Origin of the sequence: Microbacterium esteraromaticum (assembly GCF_028747645.1) — a bacterium.
Classification (GTDB): Bacteria; Actinomycetota; Actinomycetes; order Actinomycetales; family Microbacteriaceae; genus Microbacterium; species Microbacterium esteraromaticum_C.
Window position 1 is genome coordinate 2,337,278 of the sequence record NZ_CP118100.1, and the last position, 23,390, is coordinate 2,360,667.

General features: G+C 69.0%; 19 protein-coding genes. 7 read left to right on the plus strand and 12 right to left on the minus strand.

From position 1 onward, the window contains the following. Positions 1–19: 19 nt before the first annotated feature. The gene (gene nrdH, locus PTQ19_RS11190; RefSeq protein ID WP_179410252.1) at positions 20–253 is read right to left on the minus strand and encodes a glutaredoxin-like protein NrdH; all 234 of its coding nucleotides are present in this window, start codon (positions 251–253) and stop codon (positions 20–22) included. 399 nt (positions 254–652) lie between these two features. Here nrdH and PTQ19_RS11195 point away from each other — a divergent pair, with 399 nt between their 5' ends. The 3 genes from PTQ19_RS11195 (at position 653) to PTQ19_RS11205 (ending at position 4,521) form a co-directional block, all read left to right on the plus strand. Continuing rightward, on the plus strand, positions 653–1,861 hold the full coding sequence (locus PTQ19_RS11195) for an MFS transporter (RefSeq protein ID WP_274367395.1): 1,209 nt from the start codon (positions 653–655) through the stop codon (positions 1,859–1,861). Between the two features lie 23 nt (positions 1,862–1,884). Further along, complete coding sequence (locus tag PTQ19_RS11200) at positions 1,885–3,045, plus strand: acyl-CoA dehydrogenase family protein (protein WP_274367396.1); 1,161 nt, start codon at positions 1,885–1,887, stop codon at positions 3,043–3,045. Positions 3,046–3,150: 105 nt separating this feature from the next. Beyond that, entirely contained in the window at positions 3,151–4,521 is a 1,371-nt protein-coding gene (locus PTQ19_RS11205) for an aspartate aminotransferase family protein (RefSeq protein ID WP_274367397.1), read from the plus strand. A gap of 72 nt (positions 4,522–4,593) precedes the next feature. Here PTQ19_RS11205 and PTQ19_RS11210 read toward each other — a convergent pair whose 3' ends face one another. Further along, positions 4,594–7,899 carry a DUF5107 domain-containing protein gene (locus PTQ19_RS11210; RefSeq protein ID WP_274367398.1) on the minus strand — a complete coding sequence of 1,102 codons (3,306 nt, stop codon included), beginning with the start codon at positions 7,897–7,899 and terminating at the stop codon, positions 4,594–4,596. Positions 7,900–7,992: 93 nt separating this feature from the next. Here PTQ19_RS11210 and PTQ19_RS11215 point away from each other — a divergent pair, with 93 nt between their 5' ends. Further along, positions 7,993–8,856 (plus strand): helix-turn-helix domain-containing protein, encoded by an 864-nt coding sequence (locus tag PTQ19_RS11215; protein ID WP_274367399.1) that lies wholly within the window; start codon positions 7,993–7,995, stop codon positions 8,854–8,856. A gap of 15 nt (positions 8,857–8,871) precedes the next feature. Here PTQ19_RS11215 and PTQ19_RS11220 read toward each other — a convergent pair whose 3' ends face one another. The 6 genes from PTQ19_RS11220 to PTQ19_RS11245 form a co-directional block, all read right to left on the minus strand. Beyond that, on the minus strand, positions 8,872–10,527 hold the full coding sequence (locus tag PTQ19_RS11220; protein ID WP_274367400.1) for an amidohydrolase: 1,656 nt from the start codon (positions 10,525–10,527) through the stop codon (positions 8,872–8,874). Between the two features lies 1 nt (position 10,528). Then, entirely contained in the window at positions 10,529–11,386 is an 858-nt protein-coding gene (locus PTQ19_RS11225; RefSeq protein ID WP_179410245.1) for an ABC transporter permease, read from the minus strand. After that, complete coding sequence (locus tag PTQ19_RS11230) at positions 11,383–12,267, minus strand: ABC transporter permease (RefSeq protein WP_179410244.1); 885 nt, start codon at positions 12,265–12,267, stop codon at positions 11,383–11,385. The genes PTQ19_RS11225 and PTQ19_RS11230 overlap by 4 nt, the downstream gene beginning before the upstream one ends. Next, positions 12,260–13,441 carry a polyamine ABC transporter substrate-binding protein gene (locus tag PTQ19_RS11235; RefSeq protein ID WP_179410243.1) on the minus strand — a complete coding sequence of 394 codons (1,182 nt, stop codon included), beginning with the start codon at positions 13,439–13,441 and terminating at the stop codon, positions 12,260–12,262. The genes PTQ19_RS11230 and PTQ19_RS11235 overlap by 8 nt, the downstream gene beginning before the upstream one ends. 51 nt (positions 13,442–13,492) lie before the next feature. Then, on the minus strand, positions 13,493–14,653 hold the full coding sequence (locus PTQ19_RS11240) for an ABC transporter ATP-binding protein (RefSeq protein WP_274367401.1): 1,161 nt from the start codon (positions 14,651–14,653) through the stop codon (positions 13,493–13,495). Between the two features lie 135 nt (positions 14,654–14,788). Beyond that, complete coding sequence (locus tag PTQ19_RS11245) at positions 14,789–15,061, minus strand: metal-sensitive transcriptional regulator (RefSeq protein ID WP_179410241.1); 273 nt, start codon at positions 15,059–15,061, stop codon at positions 14,789–14,791. Between the two features lie 59 nt (positions 15,062–15,120). Between PTQ19_RS11245 and PTQ19_RS11250 the strand changes: the two genes are divergently transcribed. Next, entirely contained in the window at positions 15,121–16,398 is a 1,278-nt protein-coding gene (locus PTQ19_RS11250) for a DUF445 domain-containing protein (protein ID WP_274367402.1), read from the plus strand. 4 nt (positions 16,399–16,402) lie between these two features. Continuing rightward, entirely contained in the window at positions 16,403–17,308 is a 906-nt protein-coding gene (locus PTQ19_RS11255) for an agmatinase family protein (protein WP_274367403.1), read from the plus strand. A 6-nt stretch (positions 17,309–17,314) separates the two neighbouring features. Here the strand turns inward: PTQ19_RS11255 and PTQ19_RS11260 are convergent, their stop codons facing one another. From PTQ19_RS11260 to hutH, 4 genes are all read right to left on the minus strand, one after another. Continuing rightward, positions 17,315–17,962, minus strand: coding sequence for an NAD(P)H-binding protein (locus PTQ19_RS11260; RefSeq protein WP_274367404.1), 648 nt, complete (start codon positions 17,960–17,962; stop codon positions 17,315–17,317). Positions 17,963–18,002: 40 nt separating this feature from the next. Beyond that, positions 18,003–19,181: an imidazolonepropionase gene (hutI, locus tag PTQ19_RS11265; protein WP_274367405.1), complete on the minus strand. Its 1,179-nt coding sequence runs from the start codon at positions 19,179–19,181 to the stop codon at positions 18,003–18,005. 120 nt (positions 19,182–19,301) lie between these two features. Then, positions 19,302–20,960 carry a urocanate hydratase gene (gene hutU / locus PTQ19_RS11270; RefSeq protein ID WP_224818552.1) on the minus strand — a complete coding sequence of 553 codons (1,659 nt, stop codon included), beginning with the start codon at positions 20,958–20,960 and terminating at the stop codon, positions 19,302–19,304. Further along, a complete protein-coding gene (hutH, locus tag PTQ19_RS11275) occupies positions 20,953–22,494 on the minus strand; it encodes a histidine ammonia-lyase (protein WP_274367406.1) in 1,542 nt (513 codons plus the stop codon). The genes hutU and hutH overlap by 8 nt, the downstream gene beginning before the upstream one ends. 51 nt (positions 22,495–22,545) lie before the next feature. On the opposite strand from hutH, the gene PTQ19_RS11280 reads away from it, so the two are divergent. Further along, positions 22,546–23,334, plus strand: coding sequence for an IclR family transcriptional regulator (locus PTQ19_RS11280; protein WP_274367407.1), 789 nt, complete (start codon positions 22,546–22,548; stop codon positions 23,332–23,334). Positions 23,335–23,390 lie beyond the last annotated feature (56 nt).

Below are 23,390 nucleotides of genomic sequence, written 5' to 3' on the forward strand. Positions count from 1 at the left end.
GTTTGCGCCTGTCGCCAGGTCAGGACAGGCGCGCTGCGAGCTCGTCGATCTTGTCGGGACGGAACCCCGACCAGTGACCCTCGTCAGTCACGACGACGGGTGCCGACATGTATCCGAGAGCCTTGACCTGCTCGAGCGCATTGGCGTCTTCGGAGAGGTCGTGGATCTCGTATTCGATGCCCTTGGCGTCGAGGGCGCGGTAGGTGGCGTTGCACTGAACGCAGGAAGGCTTGGTGTAGACCGTGATCGACATGATGACGACTGATTTCCCCTCTAATCCGATGTTTCCGACAGACCCCCCGCCGGGAGTATCAATACTACATATGGGTGCCGACATTAGGTGCGACCACAAGGACTAGTAGTTACATCCGTGTAGTTTTCCACCGCTCTCCCCAGGCTCGACACAGCTTGTCCACGCTTTCTTCCACAGGGCAAGAGCCCGTCGAATCTGTCGCGAACCGCGGATTCCCGCGGGTCTGTCGACCCCCGTCCGGATCCATCCACAGGCAGCACGCTAGCGACGGTCACCGACATCCGATTTTCTGTGGAGAGTGCACACCGGCGTGTCGCGGGCGTGTCGCCCGGCGACACGTTTCGGATGCCCGTGTGCCGCGTCCCACGCACGCACGCGCGGGCACTAATCTCGAGATTCGTGGCGGGATACCGGGACCTTCTTCGCACGCCCGGAGTGGCGCGCATGATCGCAGCGCAATTGGTGGCGCGCTTCCCCAGCGGGATGCTGAGTCTGGCGATCCTGCTGCATGTCGAGCAGCAGACCGGATCGTACGGTGCGGCAGGCATCGTCCTCGCGGCGGCATCGGTCGGACAGGCCGTCGCCGGACCGGTCACGAGCCGGTGGATGGGTGCCTGGGGAATGCGCCGGGTGCTCACGCTCACCGCACTGGTCTGCGTCGTCGCCTTGCTCTGTCTCGCACTGCTGCCGCTGAATGTTCCCGGCTACATGGCACTCGCCCTGCTCGCGGGCCTGTCCACGCCACCGGTGCAGGCGGCCGTGCGCACGATCTACCCGAAGCTGGTCAACTCCGGGCAGCTCACCCCGCTGTTCTCGCTCGACGCCTCACTGCAGGAGATCATCTGGATCGTCGCCCCCGTGGTGATCACCGTGGTCTCCACCCAGGTCGGCACGGTCGAGGGGCTACTGCTGGTCGCCACGATCCTGCTGTTCGGCGGCGCCTGGTTCATCTTCTCCCCCGAGGTGGGTCGGGTGCGCATCCCACGCAGCCGCCGTGCGTTCGGTCGGGTGGTGCTGAAGCCACCGGTGATGCTCGCCACCGCGATCGGGTTCCTGCTGATCGGAGCAGCATCCGCTGTCGAGGTCGGTGTCGTCGCGACCTTCGGCCACGACGGCCTGGAGGCAGGGCTGGTGCTGGCCGTCTTCTCGGTGGGAAGCCTGGTCGGCGGACTGGCCTTCGGGCACATCCCGATCGGCCCGTGGGCGATGGCACGCCGCCTGCTCATCGTGACCGTCGGCCTGTGCCTGACGATGGTGTCGCTGAACGTCTTCTGGCTCGGCGGCACACTGCTGCTGGCCGGACTGGGCGTCGCCCCCGCCCTTGCCGTTCTCTTCGCGATCACCACGGCGAGCGTGAAGTTCAGCGAGACGGCCGAGGCCTTCGGGTGGGCGGGCACCGGACAGCTGATCGGGGCCGCACTGGGGTCGGCCATCGCCGGCATCCTCATCGATCTCAACGGCCCCACCGGCGCCTACCTCGCAGCGGCCCTGTTTGCTGCGGTCGGGTTGCTCGTCTCGGTGGTGTTCGTGCGTTTCTTCCCCGATCTGCGCGACCGCGACCCCTCGCCTCATCCCGACACCGAGCCGATCACGACCGTCCATCCCTGATCCTCCGGCCCTACTGTGGAGGGATGAGCGCGTTCGACCCTTCTGCTTACCTGCCCGACGCCCTGCTCGAGCGCATCCGCGAGCGCGCCGGTGTACACGACCGCGAGAACACCTTCCCGCAGGACGACCTCGACGAGTTGCGCACTGCCGGCTACCTGTCGATCCTCGTGCCCGTCGAGCGCGGCGGCGCGGGGCTGGGCCTGGAGCAGGCGGCGCTGCTGCAGCAGCGCCTCGCGACAGCAGCCCCTGCGACGGCCCTTGCGATCAACATGCACCTCGTCTGGACCGGCGTGGCGAAGGTCTTCAGAGACCGCGGACTGACCGGCCTGGAGTTCGTGCAGGACGGCGCCGTCGCCGGCGAGGTGTTCGCGTTCGGCATCAGCGAGGGCGGCAACGACCTCGTGCTGTTCGGCAGTGACACGCAGGCCGTACCCCGGCAGGACGGCGGCTACGCGTTCACCGGCACGAAGATCTTCACCTCGCTGGCACCGGTGTGGACCCGCCTGGGTCTGCACGGCCTCGACACGACCAGCGCCGACGCGCCGAAACTGGTGTTCGCCTTCATCGACCGCACCGATGCGGTCGTGACCGGAGACGACTGGGACACCCTCGGCATGCGCGGCACGCAGAGCCGCACAACCCGGCTGAACGGCGCCGTCGCGCCGCCGGAGCGCATCGTGCGCCGCATCGACCCGGGCCCGAACCCGGATCCGATCGTGTTCGGCATCTTCAGCGTCTTCGAACTGCTGCTCGCCTCGGTGTACACGGGCATCGCCCGGCGCGGCCTCGATCTGGCCGTCGCCACCGCGCACAAGCGCACGTCGAAGAAGAGCGGCACGACGTACAGCCAGGACCCCGACATCCGCTGGCGGATCGCCGACATGGCACTGGCCTACGACGCCCTGCCCCCTCAGATCGCATCCCTCGCCCGCGACGTGGATGCCGGCGCGGATCACGGCGCCCGCTGGTTCACCCTGCTCTCCGGCGTCAAGCACCGCGCGGTCGTGATGGCCAAGCAGGTGGTCGATGAGGCGATGCTGGTCGCCGGCGGCGGCTCGTACTTCTCATCGAACGAGTTGTCGCGGCTGTACCGCGATGTGCTGGCGGGCATGTTTCACCCGTCCGACCCCGAATCGGCGCACGCGACGGCGGCGAGCGCGTGGCTGGGCCCGCTCGACGCCTGAGGCGTCGAGGTACCCGCAAGGGGTGGATGCTGATTTCGTAGCATCCTCGGTATTTTCCCTGCGAATTCTGTTGCCAACAGTTGCATTCAGTGTCAATATCGACACATGAACGCCGAACTGCAGCAGAAAGCGAAGGACCATCTCTGGATGCACTTCACTCGTCAGTCGACGATGGAGTCCTCTGGAGTGCCGGTGATCGTCAAGGGCGAGGGACACCACATCTGGGACTCCGCCGGCCGCAAGTACATCGACGGGTTGGCCGGGCTGTTCGTCGTCAACGCCGGACACGGTCGCCGCCGGCTGGCCGAGGCTGCAGCGAAGCAGGCCGAAGAGCTGGCGTTCTTCCCCCTGTGGTCGTACGCGCACCCTGCGGCGATCGAGTTGGCCGACCGGCTCGCCGATGAGGCCCCCGGCGACTTGAACCGGGTGTTCTTCAGCACCGGCGGTGGTGAGGCCGTCGAGACCGCCTTCAAGCTCGCCAAGCACTACTGGAAGCTGCGGGGCCGCCCCGGAAAGCACAAGGTGATCTCGCGCTCGGTCGCGTACCACGGCACCCCGCAGGGGGCCCTGGCGATCACCGGCATCCCCGCGATGAAGGAGATGTTCGAGCCACTCACCCCCGGCGGGTTCCGTGTGCCGAACACGAACTTCTACCGCGCCGCCGAGATGGGCGGGCCCACCGACGATCCCGAGGCCTTCGGCCGGTGGGCGGCGAACCGCATCGAAGAGATGATCCTCTTCGAAGGACCCGACACGGTCGCTGCGGTCTTCCTCGAGCCGGTGCAGAACTCCGGCGGCTGTTTCCCGCCTCCCCCGGGCTACTTCCAGCGTGTCCGCGAGATCTGCGATCGCCACGACGTGCTGCTGGTGTCGGACGAGGTGATCTGCGCCTTCGGCCGCATCGGCCACACCTTCGCGTGCGACGCGTACGGGTACGTCCCCGACATGATCACCTGTGCCAAGGGCATGACCAGCGGATACTCCCCCATCGGAGCCACCATCATCTCCGACCGCATCTACGAGCCGTTCTCGAAGGGGCAGACGTACTTCCCGCACGGCTACACCTTCGGCGGGCATCCGGTCTCGGCCGCTGTGGCGCTCGAGAACCTCGCCATCTTCGATGAGGAGGGACTGAACGCCCACGTACGCGAGAACTCTCCGCTGTTCCGCGCCGAGCTCGAGACCCTGCTCGATCTGCCGATCGTCGGCGACGTGCGCGGCGACGGCTACTTCTTCGGCATCGAGCTGGTCAAGGACAAGACCACCAAGGAGACCTTCGACGAGGACGAGTCCGAGCGTCTGCTGCGCGGCTTCCTCTCGAAGGCGCTGTACGACGCGGGGCTGTACTGCCGTGCCGACGACCGCGGCGACCCCGTCATCCAGCTCGCCCCGCCGCTGACGATCGGCCCGGCGGAGTTCCGCGAGATCGGCAGCATCCTGCGCGGTGTGCTCACCGAGGCCGCGCGCATCCTCTGACACCCCCAGCTAGCGGCGAGACCCCCTGCTGCAGACGTCTGCAGCAGGGGGTCTCGGCGCGAAGCGGGGGTGTCAGGGGGCCGCGCGCATCGTGCCGGATCCTCCGCCCGCCGCCGCCTCGCGACGCCCCTCGGCGGCGAAGTCGCGCAGCGCCCGAGCCTCCTGGAGGCGACGCTCGACCGTATCGACAGAGAAGAGCAGCAGCTCGGGCATCGAGGTGGCGAAGTAATCGCTGCGATCCGCTGCCGCTTCCAGCTCCGCGGCACGCGCCTCAAGCGCGTCCCACACGCGCGCGGCCTGCGCCCACTCCCCCAGACGCAGATGCGCCCGACCGATCCAGACATCGCTCACGCTGATGCGATGCCCCTCAGCCGCCAACGCCGTGTCGGCTGCTGTCGCCCGACGCCAGGACACCGCCGCGGCCCGGTCATCGCCGAGCGCCGACTCGGCGTCCCCCAGGAGCACGAACCGCTCCGCGACGACATCAGCGGGATGACGGCCCTCTCCGAGGTTCTGCGGAGGCACGACCCCGGCCCGCAGCAATCGTCTGGCGCGCTCCGGATCCCGTGCGAGCACCTCGCGCGCGACGGCAGCCGATGCCCGGTCGAACACGGCGAGCACTGTGCCCTCGCCGCCTTCGAACGGCTGGAACTCCCGCCGCTCCAAGACCTCCAGCGCCTGCTCGGCCCGGTCGAGATCGACCAGCAAGCCGAGGTAGGCGACCATGAGATCGTCGCGGATCAGCACCTCGGCTCCGGCACGCTCGATCGCCTCCAGCCGATCGGCCGGGTCGACGCCACGCAGTGCGGCGAGCTGATCCCGCTCGTACACGAGCCGAGCGTCCGCGGGCCCGCTGCGTTCGAGCGCCGCGGCATAGCGCGCGTCGGCGAGATCGAGGTCGCCGCCGGTGTTCACCAGGGCGACCGCGGCGTTGCGCCAGATGACCGGGTCTTCGGCGCCCTGTTCGATCGCACGGTCGAGGGCTTCGAGCGCTGCGCCGGTGCGCCCGGCGTCGAGCAGCCAGCATCCGAGCATCCCGTTCGCCCGCGCATCATCCGCCTCCGCGGCGAGGGCACGGCAGAGCACATCGTGGTCGTCGAGCCCCGCGGGGAAGGCGAGTCGGGCGCCGACAGCGCGCGCACGCCCGCGCGCCACCGCAGCCTCGCGGTGTGCTCCGGCGTCATCCAGGAAGGCGGCGACCGCATACGCCGCCATCGGGGCCGGGTTGCCGAAGGCACTCGGCCCCGCTGACGCCGCCCGCTCGGCGAGTCGGATGCCGCGGGCGTGGTCGCCGTATCGGTGAACCTCGTGCGCCATCGCGAGCAGGGTACGCGGATCGAGCGGGTCAAGCGCATCGTTGAGCGCCGCGAGCAGGGGGTCCAGCGGATCGTCGTCGCGGGCGGACGCGAGCAGATCGCGGGCACGCTGGTCCTTGCCGAGGGCGCGCAGGGCGACCACGCGCGCCGCAAGGAGCTGCGTGCTCAATGGATCGTGCGTCGCCGCCTGCTCGGCGAACTCGAGCGAGCGCTGTGCATCGCCCGCGCGCAGAGCGAGCCGAGCGCGCCCCAGTGCCGCTGGGGTGCGCAGAGCGCTGTCCCAACTCGCCTTACCGAAGGCATCCGCGGCGTCGCTCCACCGTTCCAGCCTCTCCAGCACGAGACCGCGCAACAGGCTGACCCCACCGTGCTCGGGGTTCAGGTTTCGTCGAGTCTCGCGGGCCTGCGCGGCATCGAGATGCTCGAGAGCGGCCAGGTACTCCCCACGGGAGAAGCACTGGCGGGCGAGGCCCTCATGTGCGCGCGCATCGCCGGGGTCGCGGCGCACGGCCTCGCGGAAGTAGGGCTCGGCCGCGCGGGTGGGGTGGCGGTACTGCACGAGGTGGCGCGCCGTGACGACGAGTTCGTCGTTCGATTCGATACCCGCCGGCTCCGGCGGCTCGCTCGCCACCCACGGCTCGACGACAGCCGCATCGTGCGCGCGCCAATGCACGAGCTCATGCACACCGGCGTCTGCCGAGGTCACGACGATCTCGATGTCCTCCCGTGTGGCGGGCTCCGTCAGCAGCACCTCATCGACGAACGGCGCGCCGGGCGAAACGGGCGACGTCCACTCGGCGATCGTCATGTCCTCGTGGCGCACGGAGATCCGCACCGCGGAGTGCACGCCGGTCGTGGCGACCCCCACGCGCACGCGGCGATCATCCACCTCGAGACCGATGGCCGCCTCACGCGTCGCCTGCACGGCAGGACCGATCCGCTGAATCGGGTACCAGTACTGCGCGAACGATCGTGTCTCGCCGGGGCGCAACCACGTGAAGTCCGGCTGGTTGTCGGTGAAGACCCCCGCCATCAGCTCGACGTACGGACCGTCGTGATCGGTGAGGTGACGATCCCACGCATGGCCGACCGGACCGTTTCCCCACGTCCACATCTTCTTGCCCGGCGCGATCGCGCGATCCGCCCAATGCACGAACCCGGCGCGCGCATCGTGGTCGTAGCCGCCGAAGAAATCGTCGACGGTGTCGGTGATCATGTACGAGGTCGGAACCGGCACGTTGCCGTAGAAATCGATACGGTCCGCCCCCGGTGTCTGCTGTGCCAGAGCCGCGTAGTCGACCCCGTAGTACGGCCGATCGGCTGCCGGAAACGCCGTGATCGTACGACGGGCGTGATCAGCGACATAGCCGACGTCGGTCGGGAAGAACGACTGGTACCGATCATGCGCACGTGCCGCGACGTTCGCCCACCACAAGAAGGTCTGCGGCACATCGGTGCGGTTGACCAGGCGTGCTTCGAGCCCGATCAGCGCGGAGTCGCCCCGCAGGCTGATGCCATGGGTGGCGCGCATGCGCTGCAGGGGGTCGAGATCGCTGTGCCAGACGATGACCGTTCCGTCCTGACGCCGTTCGACACGCGTCTCGACGGGCAGATGGGTCGCGGGACGGTGATGCTGCGGCCAGTTGAACTCGACACCGCCCGATACCCACGGCCCCGCGACGCCCACGAGTGCGGGCTTGATGACATTGTTGCGGTAGAAGAAGTCGTAGTCACAGGTCTTGTCGTAGCCGACGTGGATGCGCCCACCGAGCTCGGGCAGCATGACCAGGCGAACCCACTGATTCTCGAGGTGGATCGCGCGCCAGGTCCGCGGCGCCGCCTCTTTCTCGATACGGTCGACGAACGGCATCGGGTAGATGCGTCCGCTGGAGCCCTGATAGACCCGGCGGTCGAGAAAGGCAGGGTACCGATCGGGCTCGGCGGCGGCGTAGGTATCGATCGTGATCGGCTGTTCCCAGCAGGCGACGCCGCCCGCTTCGAGGATGGCGCGCTCCGACGCCGGCGGGTCCGGCAGCACGATCGACTGAGGTGAAGAGGTCATGTCCTCCACGCTAGGCTCGCCGGTTGCGGCACGACCATGGGCGTTCTCGGCGCATACCTGGACGTTTCGCTGATGTATGGCATGCTCAATTGCATGGAGCGCAGGGAGGGGTTCGCACGCCAGCGGCTCTGCGTCATCCCGCGTCCCGTGGTCACGAACGCCCTCACCCGAGCGGTCACCAGCAATCTGCTCGTGACCGACGCAGGCTGGTTCCCCGAGGCTCGGGATCACCTGCGCGTCAGACCGCATGGAGCGCCTGAGACGGTGCTTCTGGTCTGCACAGACGGGCAGGGGTGGGTCGACGTGGGGCACGGCCGCATCACGGTCGAGCCTGGAACCGCCGCCCTCATCCCTCGCGGCACACCGCATTCCTACGGCGCGCAGACTCATCATCCCTGGACGATCTGGTGGTGTCATCTGCAGGGCGAGGATCTGGACCATCTCTGGCACGCGATCGGCTCCGAAGAGCCGGCCGCCGTCTTCCCGCTGCAGTCCCCCGAACGCATCACGACGCTGGTCGAACAGATCGTCGCCGCACTTGAACGGGATCATTCGCCACCCCGTCTGCTCGTCACCACCGGACTCGCCTGGCATCTGATGACCCAGCTCGCCGCGGATCGCCGCCTCGCCGAACGCAGCGAACCGCTGGAACGGGCAATGCGCGTCCTGGACGAACGCGCCGAAGGCAGCATCCGCGTCTCTGAACTCGCCCGGCTCGTGGGCGTCTCACCCTCTCACCTCGGGGCGCTCTTCCGAGCGGCAACGGGTGGCGGAGTACTCGCCTACCATCGCGATCTGAAGATGGCACGGGCGCGACGACTTCTCGACACCACGACGCTGAACATCACCGAGATCGCCGACCGGCTCGGATACACCGACCCGTTCTACTTCTCGCGTCAGTTCCGGCGCGTGCACGGTACGAGCCCGAGCGACTACCGCCGGCTCCGCAAGGGGTGACCGCCGCCGAGGCCGTCAGCCCTCGTACACCCGCTTCCCCTCGACCCACGTGCCGATCACCCGGGCGTCGCCGATCTCGTCGAGGGGGCCGTCGAACGGATCCCGATCGAGCAGCGCGAGGTCGGCCAGCATCCCCACTCTGATCGTCCCCGTCTCGGGCAGCGAGTTCACCCGCGCCGAGCCGGCCGTGTACGCCTGCAACGCGGTGCCGAGGTCGATCGCCTGCTCCGGAAGGAACGCCGGGTAGTCGCCCTCCCACTCCGAGGGCGCCGAACGCCGGTTCACGGCCGTGTGGATGGCCGCCATCGGATCCGGTGTCGACACCGACCAGTCGCTTCCGGCGGCGAGCGCGGCCCCCGCACGCAGCAGGTCACCGAACGGGTACTGCCAGCTCGACCGCGCCTCTCCGAGGAACGGCAGCGTGAGGTCGACCATCTGGGGTTCCAGAGCGGCCCAGAGCATCTGCATGTTCGCCGTCACGCCGAGCTGACGGAACCGCGGCACGTCGTCGGGGTGCACGACCTGGATGTGCGAGATGTGATGCGGGTTGCCACGGGGCCCGTTGCGGCGCAGCGCCGACTCCACGGCGTCGAGGCACTCGCGAACCGCTCGGTCGCCGATGGCGTGGAAGTGCAGGGTGAATCCCAGAGCGTCCAGACGCGCAGCGGCCTCGTTGAGGATCTCGGGTTCAACGAACGAGATCCCCGCGTTCTCGGTGGGATGCCCGTGCCCATCGCAGTACGGCTCCAGCATCGACGCGGTGAAGTTCTCGGCCACGCCGTCCTGCATGATCTTGATGCTGGTCGCGGCGAACCGCCCGCCCCGGGCGCTCTCGCGCCGCGCGACGAGGTCATCGATCTGCTCGAGCCCGCGGGTGCGGTCCCACCACAGCGAACCCACCACGCGCCCGGTGAGCTCACCGGCGGCATCCGCCGCGATGTACACCGGGAGGGGGTCTCCGGCATCGCTGTACTGCGTGCCGACGATGGCGTCCTGCCAGGCGGTGATCCCGAACGAGTGCAAGTACGCCTGGCCGACGGCGAGCGCCTCACGCAGTCGTTCGTGCGGTTCCTCGGGCAGCAGCCGGTTCACCAGCGTCATCGCGCCCTCGTGCAGTGTGCCCGTCGGGTTGCCGTCGGCATCGCGCTCGATGCGCCCATCGGCCGGGTCGGGGGTATCGCGGGTGACGCCCGCCAGCTGAAGGGCGCGGCTGTTCACCCAGGCGCCGTGTCCATCGCGGTTGGGCAGAAAGGCCGGGCGATCGGCGACGACCGCGTCGAGCGCCGCCGCTGTCGGGGTACCACCGGGGAAAGCCGACATCTGCCAGCCGCCGCCGAGGATCCAGTCGTCGCCTGGGTTCGCCTGCGCGTAGCCACGGATGCGTTCGAGGTAGGCGTCCGCCGTCGACAGGTCAGACAGATCGCAGCGCAGCAGGTCGAGGCCGCCCCACAGCGGATGCACGTGCGCGTCCTGGAAGCCGGGGATCAGCAGCCGACCGTCGAGATCGATGACCTCGGTATCGGGACCGATCAACGCGGTCGCCTCGGCTCCGAGCGCGACGATGCGCCCGCCGCGGACGGCGACGCTATCGGCGCGTCCCCGGCTGGAGTCCGCACAGAACACCCGCCCGCCGTATGCACCACCGGTGAAAACCAGATCTGCGTGAGCCAACTCAGCCGCCTCCCATCGTTCGAGCAATATCCGTCGCCGAGTCGCCGGCGCGTTTGAGAACCAGCGCCACGAGCGCCAACGACACCAGGGTCAGCAGCAGCATGACCGTCGAGACCGCGGCGATCTCGGGGCGGAGTCCGCTGCGCAGCGAGCTCAGCACGTACACCGGCCAGGGCGTGGTGCCCGAGACCTGCACGAACGCCGACACCACCGTGTTGTCGAGGCTGAGGGTGAACGACAGCAAGAACCCGGCGAGCACGGCCGGCATGGCCAGCGGCAGGGTGACCCGCAGGAAGGTGCGCAGCGGTGGCGCGTACAGGTCGGCCGACGCCTCTTCGAGCTTCTCGTCAAGGCCGACCAGCCGCGAGCGGACGATGTACGACACGATCGCCACCGAGAACAGCGAGTGACCGACGACCAATCGCATGGTGCCGTCGTTGAAGATGCCGATGCCGAGGTCCTGCCCCAGGAAGACCATCCACGGCAGCAGGGCGATCGCGTCGACGATCTCGGGCGTGACAGCGACCAGCAGCAGCAGCATCAGGAACCACCACACCCAGCGGCCGGGGCGTCTGGCCATCGCGACTCCGGCGAGCGTGCCGAGCACCGATGCCAGCAACGCCGCGATCAGACCGGTGCGCAGCGACACCATCACGGCGTCGCGGATCACGGGCTTCTCGAACAGGGCGGCGAAGGGTTCGAGGCTGAAGCCGTCCCAGGCGACCAGCAGGCGCCCCGAGTTGAACGACGACAGCACGATCACGATGATCGGCAGGAACAGGAACGCGTACACGAGCACCGACCAGATCCCCAGGATCCGGTCGCCCGTGCCGCGGCGACGAATGCGCACGTCGGTCATGAGGCCTCCCCGAGCACGAGACGGTTGCGCCGACGGAACGGCAGCGTGACCAGCCACAGGATGGCCGCGGCGACGCCGATCGTCAGCATGATGATGAGGATGAGCAGCACCGCCATCGCCGAGCCGAGCGCCCAGTTCTGCGCGGTGCCGAACTGGCTCGCCACGAGCTGACCGACCATGTTGCCCTGGGCCCCGCCAAGCACGGTGGCGGTGATGTAGTCGCCCATCAGCGGGATGAAGACCAGCAGCACACCGGCGACGATGCCCGGCTGCGCCAGCGGAACGGTGACGCGCAGGAAGGTGCGCACCGAGCTGGCGCCGAGGTCTTTGCTCGCCTCGCGCAGCGGGGTGCCCACGCGGTCGAAGGCGACGTACAGCGGCAGGATCATCAGCGGCAGGTAGTTGTAGACGACACCGATGAGCACCGCCCCGCGGGAGTACAGGATGTCGAGCGGCCCGTCGAGCAGCCCGATGCCCTGCAGCGCCGACGACAGCCAGCCCTCGGGGGCGAGGATGACCTGCCATCCCAGGGTGCGCACCAGGAAGTTGGTCCAGAACGGCACCATCACCAGCGCGATCAGCAGACCGCGCCGCGAGGGCGGAGCCTTGACGGCCATCCAGTAGGCGACCGGGGCTCCGATCGCCAGGCACAGCACCGTGCCGATCACGCCCACCCACAGGGTGTTCTGGAACGTCGCGAAGAACGTCGGTGACATCGCCTCGGCGTATCGGTCCAGCGACAGCACGTCGTTGGCGTGCGTGCCGAAGATTCCGGGCTTGTAGCCGAAGCTGAACCAGACGACCATCGCGATGGGCGCGATGAAGAAGATGGCCAGCCATGCCCAGGCGGGAACGGCCAGCCCGAAGCGCGGACTACGCACCGGCAGCGGCCTTCGTCTTGTTCCAGATCTCGACGATCCGCGCCTGCGACTCGGTGACCTTGCCCTCGTGCATGGTCGCCACCTGCGCCTCGTCGAAGAACACCATGTCGAGCATCTCGAGTCCGGCGTCCTCGGCGGCGGCGCGGATGTCCTTGGCGCCGGTGTCGTAGCCGATGTAGTCGACCTGCAGCAGCTGGTTCTCGGGCGTGAGGATGAAGTTCAGGAACGCGTGGGCGGCCTCGGGGTGGGGCGCGCCGACGGCGAGTGCCCAGTTGTCCATCCACAGCTCGGTGTCGGGCGCACCGAGCACCCACTGCCAGCGGTCGGGGTCGGATGACTCCATGATGCCCAGACGCGCGTCACCGTTCCACACCTGCATGAGTGCGTGCGAGGCCTGGGGGATCGCGGCGCCGCCCGGGTACGAATCGAAGGCCGAGATGTGCGGGGCGAGCTCTTCGACGAGGAATTTCTCGCAGGCGTCGTGGTCGGCCGGATCGGTCGTGTTCCAGTCGATGCCGTTGGCCCAGTAGTAAATGCCGCCGAGGGGCGCCGGGTCATCGAGCACCGAGGTCTTGCCCGAGGCCTCGTTCTGGGCGGCGTCGATGAAGTCGTTCCACGTCTTCAGTTCGCGGGTGATGACGGTCTTGTCGTAGACGAAGCCGGTGGTGCCCCAGGCCTTGCAGATCGAGTACTCGTTGTTCGGGTCCCAGGCGCGGCCGAGGAACGCGGGGTCCATGTACTCGATGTTGGGGATGAGGTCGAGGTTGAGCTTGGCGAGTAGTCCGTTCTCGATCATCTGCGGGATGAAGATGCCGGTCGGGACGACCAGGTCGAAACCGCTGGTGCCCTTGGCCGCGATGAGCTTGGCGATCATCTCTTCGTTCGAGGCGAAGGTGTCCATGATGACCTTGGCGCCGTGCTCGTTGGTGAACGCTTCGACGACGTCGGGAGAGTCGTACTCTCCCCAGCTGTAGATCGACAGCTGGTCTTCGATGGCCCCTCCGGTGGCGCCCGGTGCGGGCGCGCTGGATCCGCCGGGTGAGCAGGCGGTGAGGACGCCGGCGGCGCCGACGGCGGCGACCGCGGCGATGAAGCCGCGGCGGGTGAGCTGGCGGCGCACGAGGGGCGCGATGGTGCTGTCGGCGAGGATGCGGATGCTGTTGCTGTCGTTCATGAGTGCACTCCTTCGTGCGTCGGGTAGGTGCGTGGGGTGGGGACCGCGCGGTCAGGTGCCGGAGCGGTCGGGCAGGGTGATGACGTGGGTGGATGCCAGCGGCGCGCCTTCGGTGGCGAACAGCCGCACATCGTCGGGTGACCAGACGCAGCGCACGTCGTCGTCGACGCGGACCGAGGGCGCCGTCGGTGCGGGCGTGCGCACGAGCAGGGTCTGCTCGCCGGCGCCGACCACGACCTGCAGCGTCTCGCCCAGGTACGACACGCTGAGCACGCGGGCGTCTGCGCCGTTCGTGGTCGAGCCTGCGGATTCGAGGCGGATGAACTCGGGGCGGATGGCGGCGACAGCAGCCCCGCCGGGAGCCACCGCCTCGCCACCCCAGGGACCGGCGATCACACCGAGGTCGGTGTCGATGGCCGCCCCGTCGGCGGCGACGGTGCCCTGCACGAAGTTCTGCTGGCCGATGAACGAGGCCACGTACGCCGACGCGGGGGCCGCGTAGATCTGCTCGGGACCGTCGAGCTGCTCGATGCGCCCGGCCCGCATGACGGCGATGCGGTCGCTCATCGAGAGCGCCTCGCCCTGGTCGTGGGTGACGAACACGAAGGTGGTTCCGAGTCGTGACTGCAACAGCTTCAACTCGACCTGCATCTCTTCGCGCAGCTGTCGGTCGAGCGCCGCCAGCGGCTCGTCGAGCAGAAGGACGCTGGGCCGGTTGATCAGTGCCCGTGAAAGCGCGATGCGCTGTTGCTGACCGCCCGAGAGCATCGTGGGTTTGCGGTCAGCGAATCGGCGCAGCTGCACCATGTCGAGGGCTTCGGTGACCCGCTGGCGCTGCTCGGCCTTGGGCACGCCGCGCTGCTGCAGGCCGTATGCGACGTTCTCGGCGACCGACATGTGGGGGAACAGCGCGTAGGCCTGGAAGACGGTGTTGACCTCGCGCTTGTACGGCGGCAGCCCCAGCACGCTGCGTCCCGAGATGCTGATGTCGCCGCTGTCGGGATGCTCGAACCCGGCGATCATGCGCAGGGTCGTCGTCTTGCCGCAGCCGGACGGACCGAGCAGAGAGAGGAACTCCCCCGGCTGGATCGAGAGTGAGAGGTTGTCGACGGCGATGGAGTCGCCGTAGCGCTTGGTGACGCCGACGATCTCGACACCCCCGGTCGTGTTGCCGGTATCGGGTGCGGTCGCCGCCGGTGCGGAATCGGCCATGGAACCTCCACGTTGAGTTCTGACGTGCCGATAGTCAACCACAACTCAGCGGGGAGGTACAGCGAAAAGCGAAGAATTTACTGGATCGTGCGACGATATCCGTTGTCAGAATGATGCTTGACAACGGAAATGAACCTACTTCCGATCGAAATCGAAGGCCTTGAGCAGCTCGCCGACCGCCTGGTCGCGCTCTTCGCCCCCGGCTTCGAACATGTGCGTGACGTGCGTGCGCAGGTGGTTCTCGAGCAGCAGTCGGTTGAGCGACTCGAGCGAGCGCTGCACGGCACGCGACTGCGTGATGATGTCCATGCAGTACTCCTCGTTCTCGATCATCCGGGTGATGCCGCGCAACTGACCCTCGAGGATGCTGGTGCGGTGCAGGGCGCGCTTCTGGATGTCTTCGATCACATCTCCGAGCGTAGTCCGCCCTGACACGCTCGCGCCGGTGCGCGTGAAAGGATGACCACATGCCGCGCACACCGATGGCACTGCTCTCACCCGCCGACCAGGAGCGACTCCGCGGGCTCCGCCGCATGAAGGCGGTGGCGCTGGGCGCGCTGCTGCTGATGGCGGTGGTCTTCGTGATCGCATTCGCCCTCCAGGGCCGCTACCCCGCGTTCGGCTATGTACGCGCGGCGGCCGAAGGCGGCATGGTTGGGGCGCTGGCCGACTGGTTCGCCGTGACCGCCCTGTTCCGCCGGCCCCTCGGGCTCCCCATCCCGCACACCGCGATCATCCCGAACCGCAAGGATGAGATCGGCCGGTCACTGGGCGAGTTCGTCGAGACGAACTTCCTGTCCGCCGAGGTCGTGCGGCAGAAGGTGTCCTCGACCGCGGTGGCGCATCGCCTCGGCGATTGGCTGTCCCAGCCCGCGCACGCGAAGCGCGTCGCCGCCGAGGGATCGACGATCGCCGCAGCAGTGCTGCGCGCGCTCAGCGACGACGATGTGCGCGATCTCATCGCCGACCTCGCCCGCGACCACCTGGTCGAACCGGAGTGGGGCCCGCCCGCAGGGGCATGGCTCGAGAAGATCGTGCAGGCCGATGCCCACCGCGGCGCCGTCGACCTCGCCGTCGACAACATCGCCGGCTGGCTCGACAGCAACGCCACCGCGTTCCAAGGGTTGATCTCGCGACGTCTTCCCCCCTGGGTGCCGCGCCTCGCGCACCGCTTCGTCGACGAGACCGCGTACGCCGAAGCCGTGAAGTTCATTCGCGCCGTGCAGGCCGATCCGCAGCATCCGGCGCGTCTTGCCGTCGACGGCTACCTGGCCCGCCTCGCCGACGGGCTGCAGCACGACCCGGCCATGCGTGCACGCCTGGAGGGGGCGAAGGCGAGTGTCTTCGACAGCCCCCGCGTCGGCGAGCTCGCCGCTCAGGCCTGGAACACGGCCAAGGCGGGGCTGCTCGCGGCCCTCGCCGACCCGCAGAGCGGTCTGCGGCTGCGCGCGACCACGGCACTGGAAGACATCGGCCGACGCCTGACGACGGATGCGGCCCTGCAGCGACGCGTCGACGGCTGGGCCATCGAGGCCGCTGTGTTCCTCGTCGACCGTTACCGGCACGACATCGCCTCGATCATCACCGACACCGTCGAACGCTGGGATCCGGCCGAGACCACCGAGAAGATCGAGCTCATGGTGGGCCGCGACCTGCAGTACATCCGCCTGAACGGCACCGTCGTGGGTGCCCTCGCCGGTGTGACGATCTTCGCGATCGCGCACGCCCTGATCCCCGGAGTCTGAACGCATGGCACTCTCGCACGATCCGTCCTGGCCCCGCGCCGGAAGTTGGCCCGCCTTCGACGGCGAGCGCGTGGATGCCGCGCTGCTCGGCGTTCCGGTGCACAGCACCTCGCTGTCCCCCACCGGGGCCCATGCCACCCCTGCAGCCATCCGCGACGCTCTCTCCCGATACAGTCCGACGCTGATGGGCCCGCCGACGATCGACCTCGGCGCAGCGCTGCGCATCGCCGATGCGGGCGACATCGACGACCCGGACTCCGCCGCAGGCACCGAACGCACGGTCGACCGGGTGGCCGAGCTGGCGGCATCCGCTCGCCGGGTCATCGCCCTCGGCGGCGACAACTCGCTCACCTACTCGGTCGCCCGCGGTGTCTCTGCGACCGGCTTGATCACGTTCGACGCGCACTTCGACCTGCGCGACGGCGTCTCCAACGGCACCCCCGTGCGCCGACTCGTCGAGGATGCCCCCGAGGCGCAACGGATCGATCCGCGGCGCATCGTGCAGATCGGGATCGCCGACTTCGCGAACTCTGCGTTCTACGCGCAGCGCGCGGCGGACTGGGGCATCCGTGTCATCACTCTCGACGAGGTGCGCCGGCGCGGCATCGACGACGTCGCGGCGGAAGCGCTCGAGGTGGCGGGCGCCGGGGCGGATGCCCGCGTGCACCTCGACATCGACGTCGACGTCTGCGACCGCTCGGTGGCGCCAGGGTGCCCTGCCAGCGTTCCCGGCGGCCTCGCCGCGTGGGAGCTGCGGGCGCTGACGCGCCGTGTCGCATCGGATGCCCGGGTCGTCGGCGCCGACATCGCCGAAGTCGACGCGACCGCGGATGCCCCGGACGGACGCACCGTTCGCCTGGCCGCCCTGTGCGTGCTGGAACTGCTCGCCGGGCTGGTCGATCGGGGGTAGGCCGAGTCAGTGGCCGCGGATCGCCTCCGCGATCGGCGTCTCCCCGTCGTTGAACCGGATCGTGCGACCGATCGTCGAGGGGTCGTGCAGGGTCGCGGCGATCACCTCGGCGACATTCGCCCGCGAGACCTCCCCCGACACCTCGGCCGTCGCGTCGATGCGGCCGCTCGGGGCGGCGAGCGTCAGACGGCTCGGCCCGAGGACCGTCCAATCCAGTGCGGATGCCCGCAGGTGCGCATCCGCGGCGGCCTTGGCCTCGGCGTACGCGAAGACCCCGTCCGCAGGGTCGATGCCGTGATCCGGTGAGGCGTTGAAGTACGAGACCATGACGTAGCGCTGTACTCCGGCATCCGCCGCGGCATCCATCGAACGCACCGCGGCGTCGTGGTCGACGGCTTTCGTGCGCTGCGGGTTGCCGCCGCCCGCGCCGGCCGACCAGACGATGGCGTCGTGCCCGGCGATGACGCGCGCCAGCGCGGCCTGCCCCTCGTGCTCCACGTCGAAGACGATCGGTACCGCACCCGTCGCGCGCACGTCTTCGGCGTGCTGCGGGTTGCGGATCACCGCCGAGACCTCGTCACCACGCGCGACGAGGAGCGGAGCGAGCAGCAGCGCGATCTTTCCGTGACCGCCGATGATGAGGATTCGAGCCATGCCCCCCACGCTACCCGCGTCCACCAATGGCAGGGCCGTCTCAGCGGATCCGCTCACCGTCCTTCCAGACGTGCGCGATCAGGGGCACGCCGGGCCGGTACGCCAGGTGCACGCGCGTGGGAGCATCGAGCAGCACGAGGTCGGCCCGTTTGCCGACGGCGATCACACCGATGTCATCGCGGCGCAGCGCCTGCGCACCTCCCGCCGTCGCTGCCCAGACCGCCTCGGCCGTCGTCATGCCCATGTCTCGCACGGCCACGGCGATGCAGAACGGCATCGACGAGGTGAAGCTCGACCCCGGGTTGGTGTCGCAGGCCAGCGCCACCGTCACCCCCGCGTCGATCAGTGCGCGCGCATCGGGGTACGGCTGCCGGGTCGAGAACTCCACACAGGGCAGCAGAGTGAGCACGGTCTCGGATGCGGCGAGCGCGGCCACATCGGCCTCGGTCAGATAGGTGCCGTGGTCGATCGAGGCGGCGCCCAGCTCGACGGCGAGGCGCACCCCCTCCCCCGGGCCCAACTGACTGGCGTGCACCCGTGGTTGCAGGCCACGCGCGATGCCCGCTTCGAGCACCCGACGCGACTGGGGCACCGTGAACGCACCGGTCTCGCAGAACACATCGATCCATTTGCTGTGCGGCGCGCACGCATCGAGCATCTCGCCGACAACCAGGTCGACGTATTCGTCGGCGCGCTCGGCGTACTCGGCCGGCACCACATGCGCCCCGAGGAAGGTCACCTCGTCGGTCACCTCGGAGGCCAGGCGCACCAGGCGTGCCTCGGTGTCGACGTCGAGCCCGTAGCCGCTCTTGATCTCGACGGTCGTGGTGCCCTGCGCGAGCATCTCGTCGAGGAACCCGCGCAGTCGCGTGCGCAGGTCGTCGTCGGATGCCGCGCGCGTAGCCGCCACCGTCGATCGGATGCCTCCGGCGGCGTACTTCTGCCCGGCCATGCGCGCTTCGAACTCGGCGGCGCGATCCCCGCCGAAGACGATGTGGCTGTGGCTGTCGACGAATCCGGGGATGAGCGCCCGGCCTCGGGCATCCACTTCCAGATATCCCTCGGGTGCCGTGGGAACCGCGTCGGCCGCGCCGACCCACTCGATGCGGCCGTGGTCGATGAGCACGGCGGCGTCGCGCATGGTTCCGGTCGCCGTCCCATCGAGCGCCGGGTCGTTGGTCGTCAGCTCCCCGATGTTGGTGATCAGCGTCCTCGTCATCAGCATCCTCTCTCCCTCTCCCCTCTCCCCACCCACGAGGGGTCAAATTCTGTCGGGTTCGCGCGGTGTGACGCGACGTTTCTTGACCCCTCGTGGGGAGGGTACGCGAGTGCGGGGCGACTACAGGCCCATCGGAATGTTCAGGCCGCGCTCGCGGGCGATATCACGGGCGTGTTCGTACCCGGCGTCCACGTGCCGCATGACACCGGTACCCGGGTCATTGGTCAGCACGCGCTCCAGCTTCTGCGCGGCCAGTTCGCTGCCGTCGGCGACGGTCACCTGCCCGGCGTGGATCGACCGGCCGATGCCGACGCCACCGCCGTGGTGCAGCGACACCCAGCTCGCCCCGGACGCCGTGTTCAGCAGCGCATTCAGCAGGGGCCAGTCGGCGATGGCATCCGATCCGTCCTTCATCGCCTCGGTCTCACGGTAGGGCGACGCGACCGATCCCGAGTCGAGGTGGTCGCGGCCGATCACGATCGGCGCCGAGAGCTCGCCCGAGGCGACCATCTCGTTGAACTTCAGACCCGCCAGGTGGCGCTCCTTGTACCCGAGCCAGCAGATGCGCGCAGGCAGACCCTCGAAGTGCACCTTCTCGCCGGCCTTGTCCAGCCAGCGGTGCAGCGCAGCGTCTTCGGGGAACAGCTCGGCGATCGCCCGGTCGGTCTTATAGATGTCCTGAGGGTCGCCCGACAGCGCAGCCCAGCGGAACGGTCCGCGCCCCTCCTCGAACTGCGGGCGGATGTACGCCGGCACGAACCCGGGGAACTCGAACGCCCGGTCGAATCCGCCCAGCTTCGCCTCGGCACGAATGGAGTTGCCGTAGTCGAACACGGCCGCACCTGCGTCCTGGAATGCGACCATCGCGGCCACGTGCGCGGCCATCGACTCACGGGAGCGGCGGGTGAACGCCTCTGGGTCGCGTTCGGCCTCGGCCTTCCAATCAGCGAACGCGATGCCCAGCGGCAGGTAGGCAAGCGGGTCGTGCGCACTGGTCTGGTCGGTGACGACATCGATCGGCACGCCGCGCGAACGCAGTTCGGGGAACACCTCGGCCGCATTGCCGACCACGCCCACCGAGAGGGCCTCGCCGGCCTCCTTGGCGGCGACGACGCGCTCGATGGCCGCATCGAGATCGGTGGTGTACTCGTCCAGATAGCCGTGCGCCACGCGACGCTCAAGACGCGACTCGTCGACGTCGACGATCAGCACCGCACCCTCGTTGAGGGTGACGGCCAGCGGCTGCGCACCGCCCATGCCGCCGGCACCGCCGGTGAGGGTGAGCGTGCCCTTGAGCGAGTCCCGGCCCAGCGAGCGGGCAACCGCGGCGAAGGTCTCGTAGGTGCCTTGCAGGATGCCCTGGGTGCCGATGTAGATCCACGACCCGGCCGTCATCTGCCCGTACATCGTCAGTCCGAGTGCTTCCAGGCGACGGAACTCGGGCCAGGTCGCCCAGTCGCCGACGAGGTTCGAGTTGGCGATCAGCACCCGCGGCGCCCACTCGTGTGTGCGGAACACGCCAACGGGCTTGCCGGACTGCACCAGCAACGTCTCATCGGGTTCGAGCTCGTCGAGGGTGCGCACGATCGCGTCGTACGCCTCCCAGCTGCGGGCGGCTCGGCCGGTCCCGCCGTAGACGACGAGATCCTCGGGATGCTCGGCAACTTCGGGGTCGAGGTTGTTCATCAGCATCCGCTTGGCGGCCTCGGCGCCCCATGTCTTGGCGGTGCGCTCGTTGCCGCGCGCGGCACGGACGGTACGGGTGGTGGTGTCAGACATCGGCATGCTCCTTCGCAGTGCGGGCGACCGCGCCCGAGCGCACGAGCTCGGTGACGGCCTCCATGTCGGGTGAGAGGAAGTGGTCGGGCCCGGGACCGGCGGCGACCGTGCGCACGAGATCCCGCACGGCGCCCGTGGCGGGCCCCGCTTGCAGGGGCGCACGCAGATCGAGCGCGCGGGCGCCGGTGATGAGTTCGATCGCGAGCACCCTCGCGAGCCCGTCGATGGCGCGGCGCAGCTTGCGCGCACCCGCCCAGCCCATCGACACGTGGTCCTCCTGCATGGCCGACGACGGGATCGAGTCGACGGATGCGGGAACGGCGAGCCTCTTCAGCTCGGAGACGATTCCGGCAGCGGCGTACTGCGCGATCATCAGCCCCGAGTCGACGCCCACTTCGTGAGCGAGGAAGGGCGGCAGCCCGTGGCTGCGCGCCGGGTCGAGCGCGCGATCGGTGCGCCGTTCCGAGATCGAGGCGAGGTCGGCCACCGAGATGGCCAGGAAGTCGAGCACCGCGGCGACCGGTGCGCCGTGGAAGTTGCCGTTCGAGGCGATGCGCCCGTCGGTGGTCACGACGGGGTTGTCGACGACGGATGCCAGTTCGCGCTCACCGATCAGAGCGGCGTGCGCCATGGTGTCGCGCACGGCGCCGTGCACCTGCGGCGAGCACCGCAACGAGTATGCGTCCTGCACGCGGCCGTCCTCGGGGCCCTTGTGCGAGTGGACGATCGGCGAGTCCCCCAGGAACGCACGCAGGTTGGCCGCGCTGGCGGCCTGTCCGAGCTGCGGTCGCAGCGCCATGAGGTCGGTGGCGAACACGGCATCCGTGCCCAGCTGCGACTCGATCGACATGGCGGCCGCGAGGTCGGCGGTGGTCACGAGAGTCTCGAGGTCGTGCAGCGCCAGCAGCAGCATGCCCAGCATCCCGTCGGTGCCGTTGATGAGGGCGAGACCTTCCTTTTCGACGAGCACGAGCGGCTCAATGGATGCTGCCGACAGGGCATCCGCCGCGGGCATCAGCTCACCGTGCGCATCCCGCACATCGCCCTCGCCCATCGCGGCCAGCGCGACATGGGCGAGCGGCGCGAGGTCGCCGGAACACCCCAGCGAACCGTACTCGCGCACGACCGGCGTGATGCCGGCGTTGAGCATCGCGGAGTACGTGTCGACGACAACCGGGCGCACGCCGGTGTGGCCGGATGCGAGCGTCTGCAGCCGCAGCAGCTGCAGTGCGCGCACCACCTCGGTCTCGACCTCGGCACCCGTACCTGCGGCGTGCGAGCGGATCAGACTCGCCTGCAGCTGACGACGGCGCTCCGGGGCGATGAAGGTCGTCGCGAGCGCACCGAAACCGCTGGACACGCCGTAGTGCGGATGCGGGTCGGCGGCCCGGTCATCGATCACGGCACGGGCAGCGGCGACGCGCGCTCGCACGCCGTCACTGATCTCAACGGGTGCGCCGCCGCGCGCAACGGAGACGACCTGTGCGGGTGCAAGCGGCGCATCGCCGATGATGACGGAGGAAGAAGACTGCATGTATCGATTCCACCCGCTCGGCGCCACGAACGGGTGCTGCGGTGAGAGACTGTGTCTGTGATCCCAGACAACAGCGACACCCACCGACCTCAGGTGCCGGCGGCGGATCAGACGTTGCGCATCCTGCGCCATCTGGCGCGACGGCCTGCACCGGTCGCGGCTTCGTCGCTAGCCCGGGATCTCGGCATTCCACGGTCGACCATCTATCACCTGCTCGCGACTCTCGAAACGCACGGCTTCGTCGTGCACCTCCCCCAGGATCGACGCTGGGGTCTCGGGACGAGCGCGTTCGAGCTCGCCGGTGGCTACGCGCGACAGGAGCCGCTCGCGCGGCTGGGAAGGCCCGTGATCGCGGCCCTCGCCGACCAGGTGGGCGAGAGCGCCCACCTGGCGGTGATGAGTGGACGCGACGTGCTGTACATCGTCGAGGAACGCGCGGCTCGACGCCCCGCTCTCGTCACCGACGTCGGCGTGCGGCTGCCGGCCCACCTCACCGCAACCGGGCGCGCGATGCTCAGCATGCTGCCTCAGAGTCAGGTACGTGCGCTCTACCCCGATGCCGCGGCGTTCACCGACCGTACCGGGCACGGGCCGGCGCGACCGTCGGAGTTGCGCGAGGTGCTGCGAGAAGCGCGGACGACAGGCATCGCATCAGAGGACGGCGAGGTGACGCCGGAGTTCCGTTCGGTGGCGGTCGCCGTGCGAGACCACGCGGGGTGGCCCGCGGCGGCCGTCGCCGTCACGTGGGAACAGCGCAGAGATCCGAAGACGGCGGATGCTGTCCGCGCCGCGGCGCGCACGCTGGAAAAGCACCTCGGATACAGCAAAAGCCGCGCGTAAGCCGCGCGGCCTTTGAGTCGTTGTCGTGTTAACGCGAAAGAACCACCCAGCGTTGG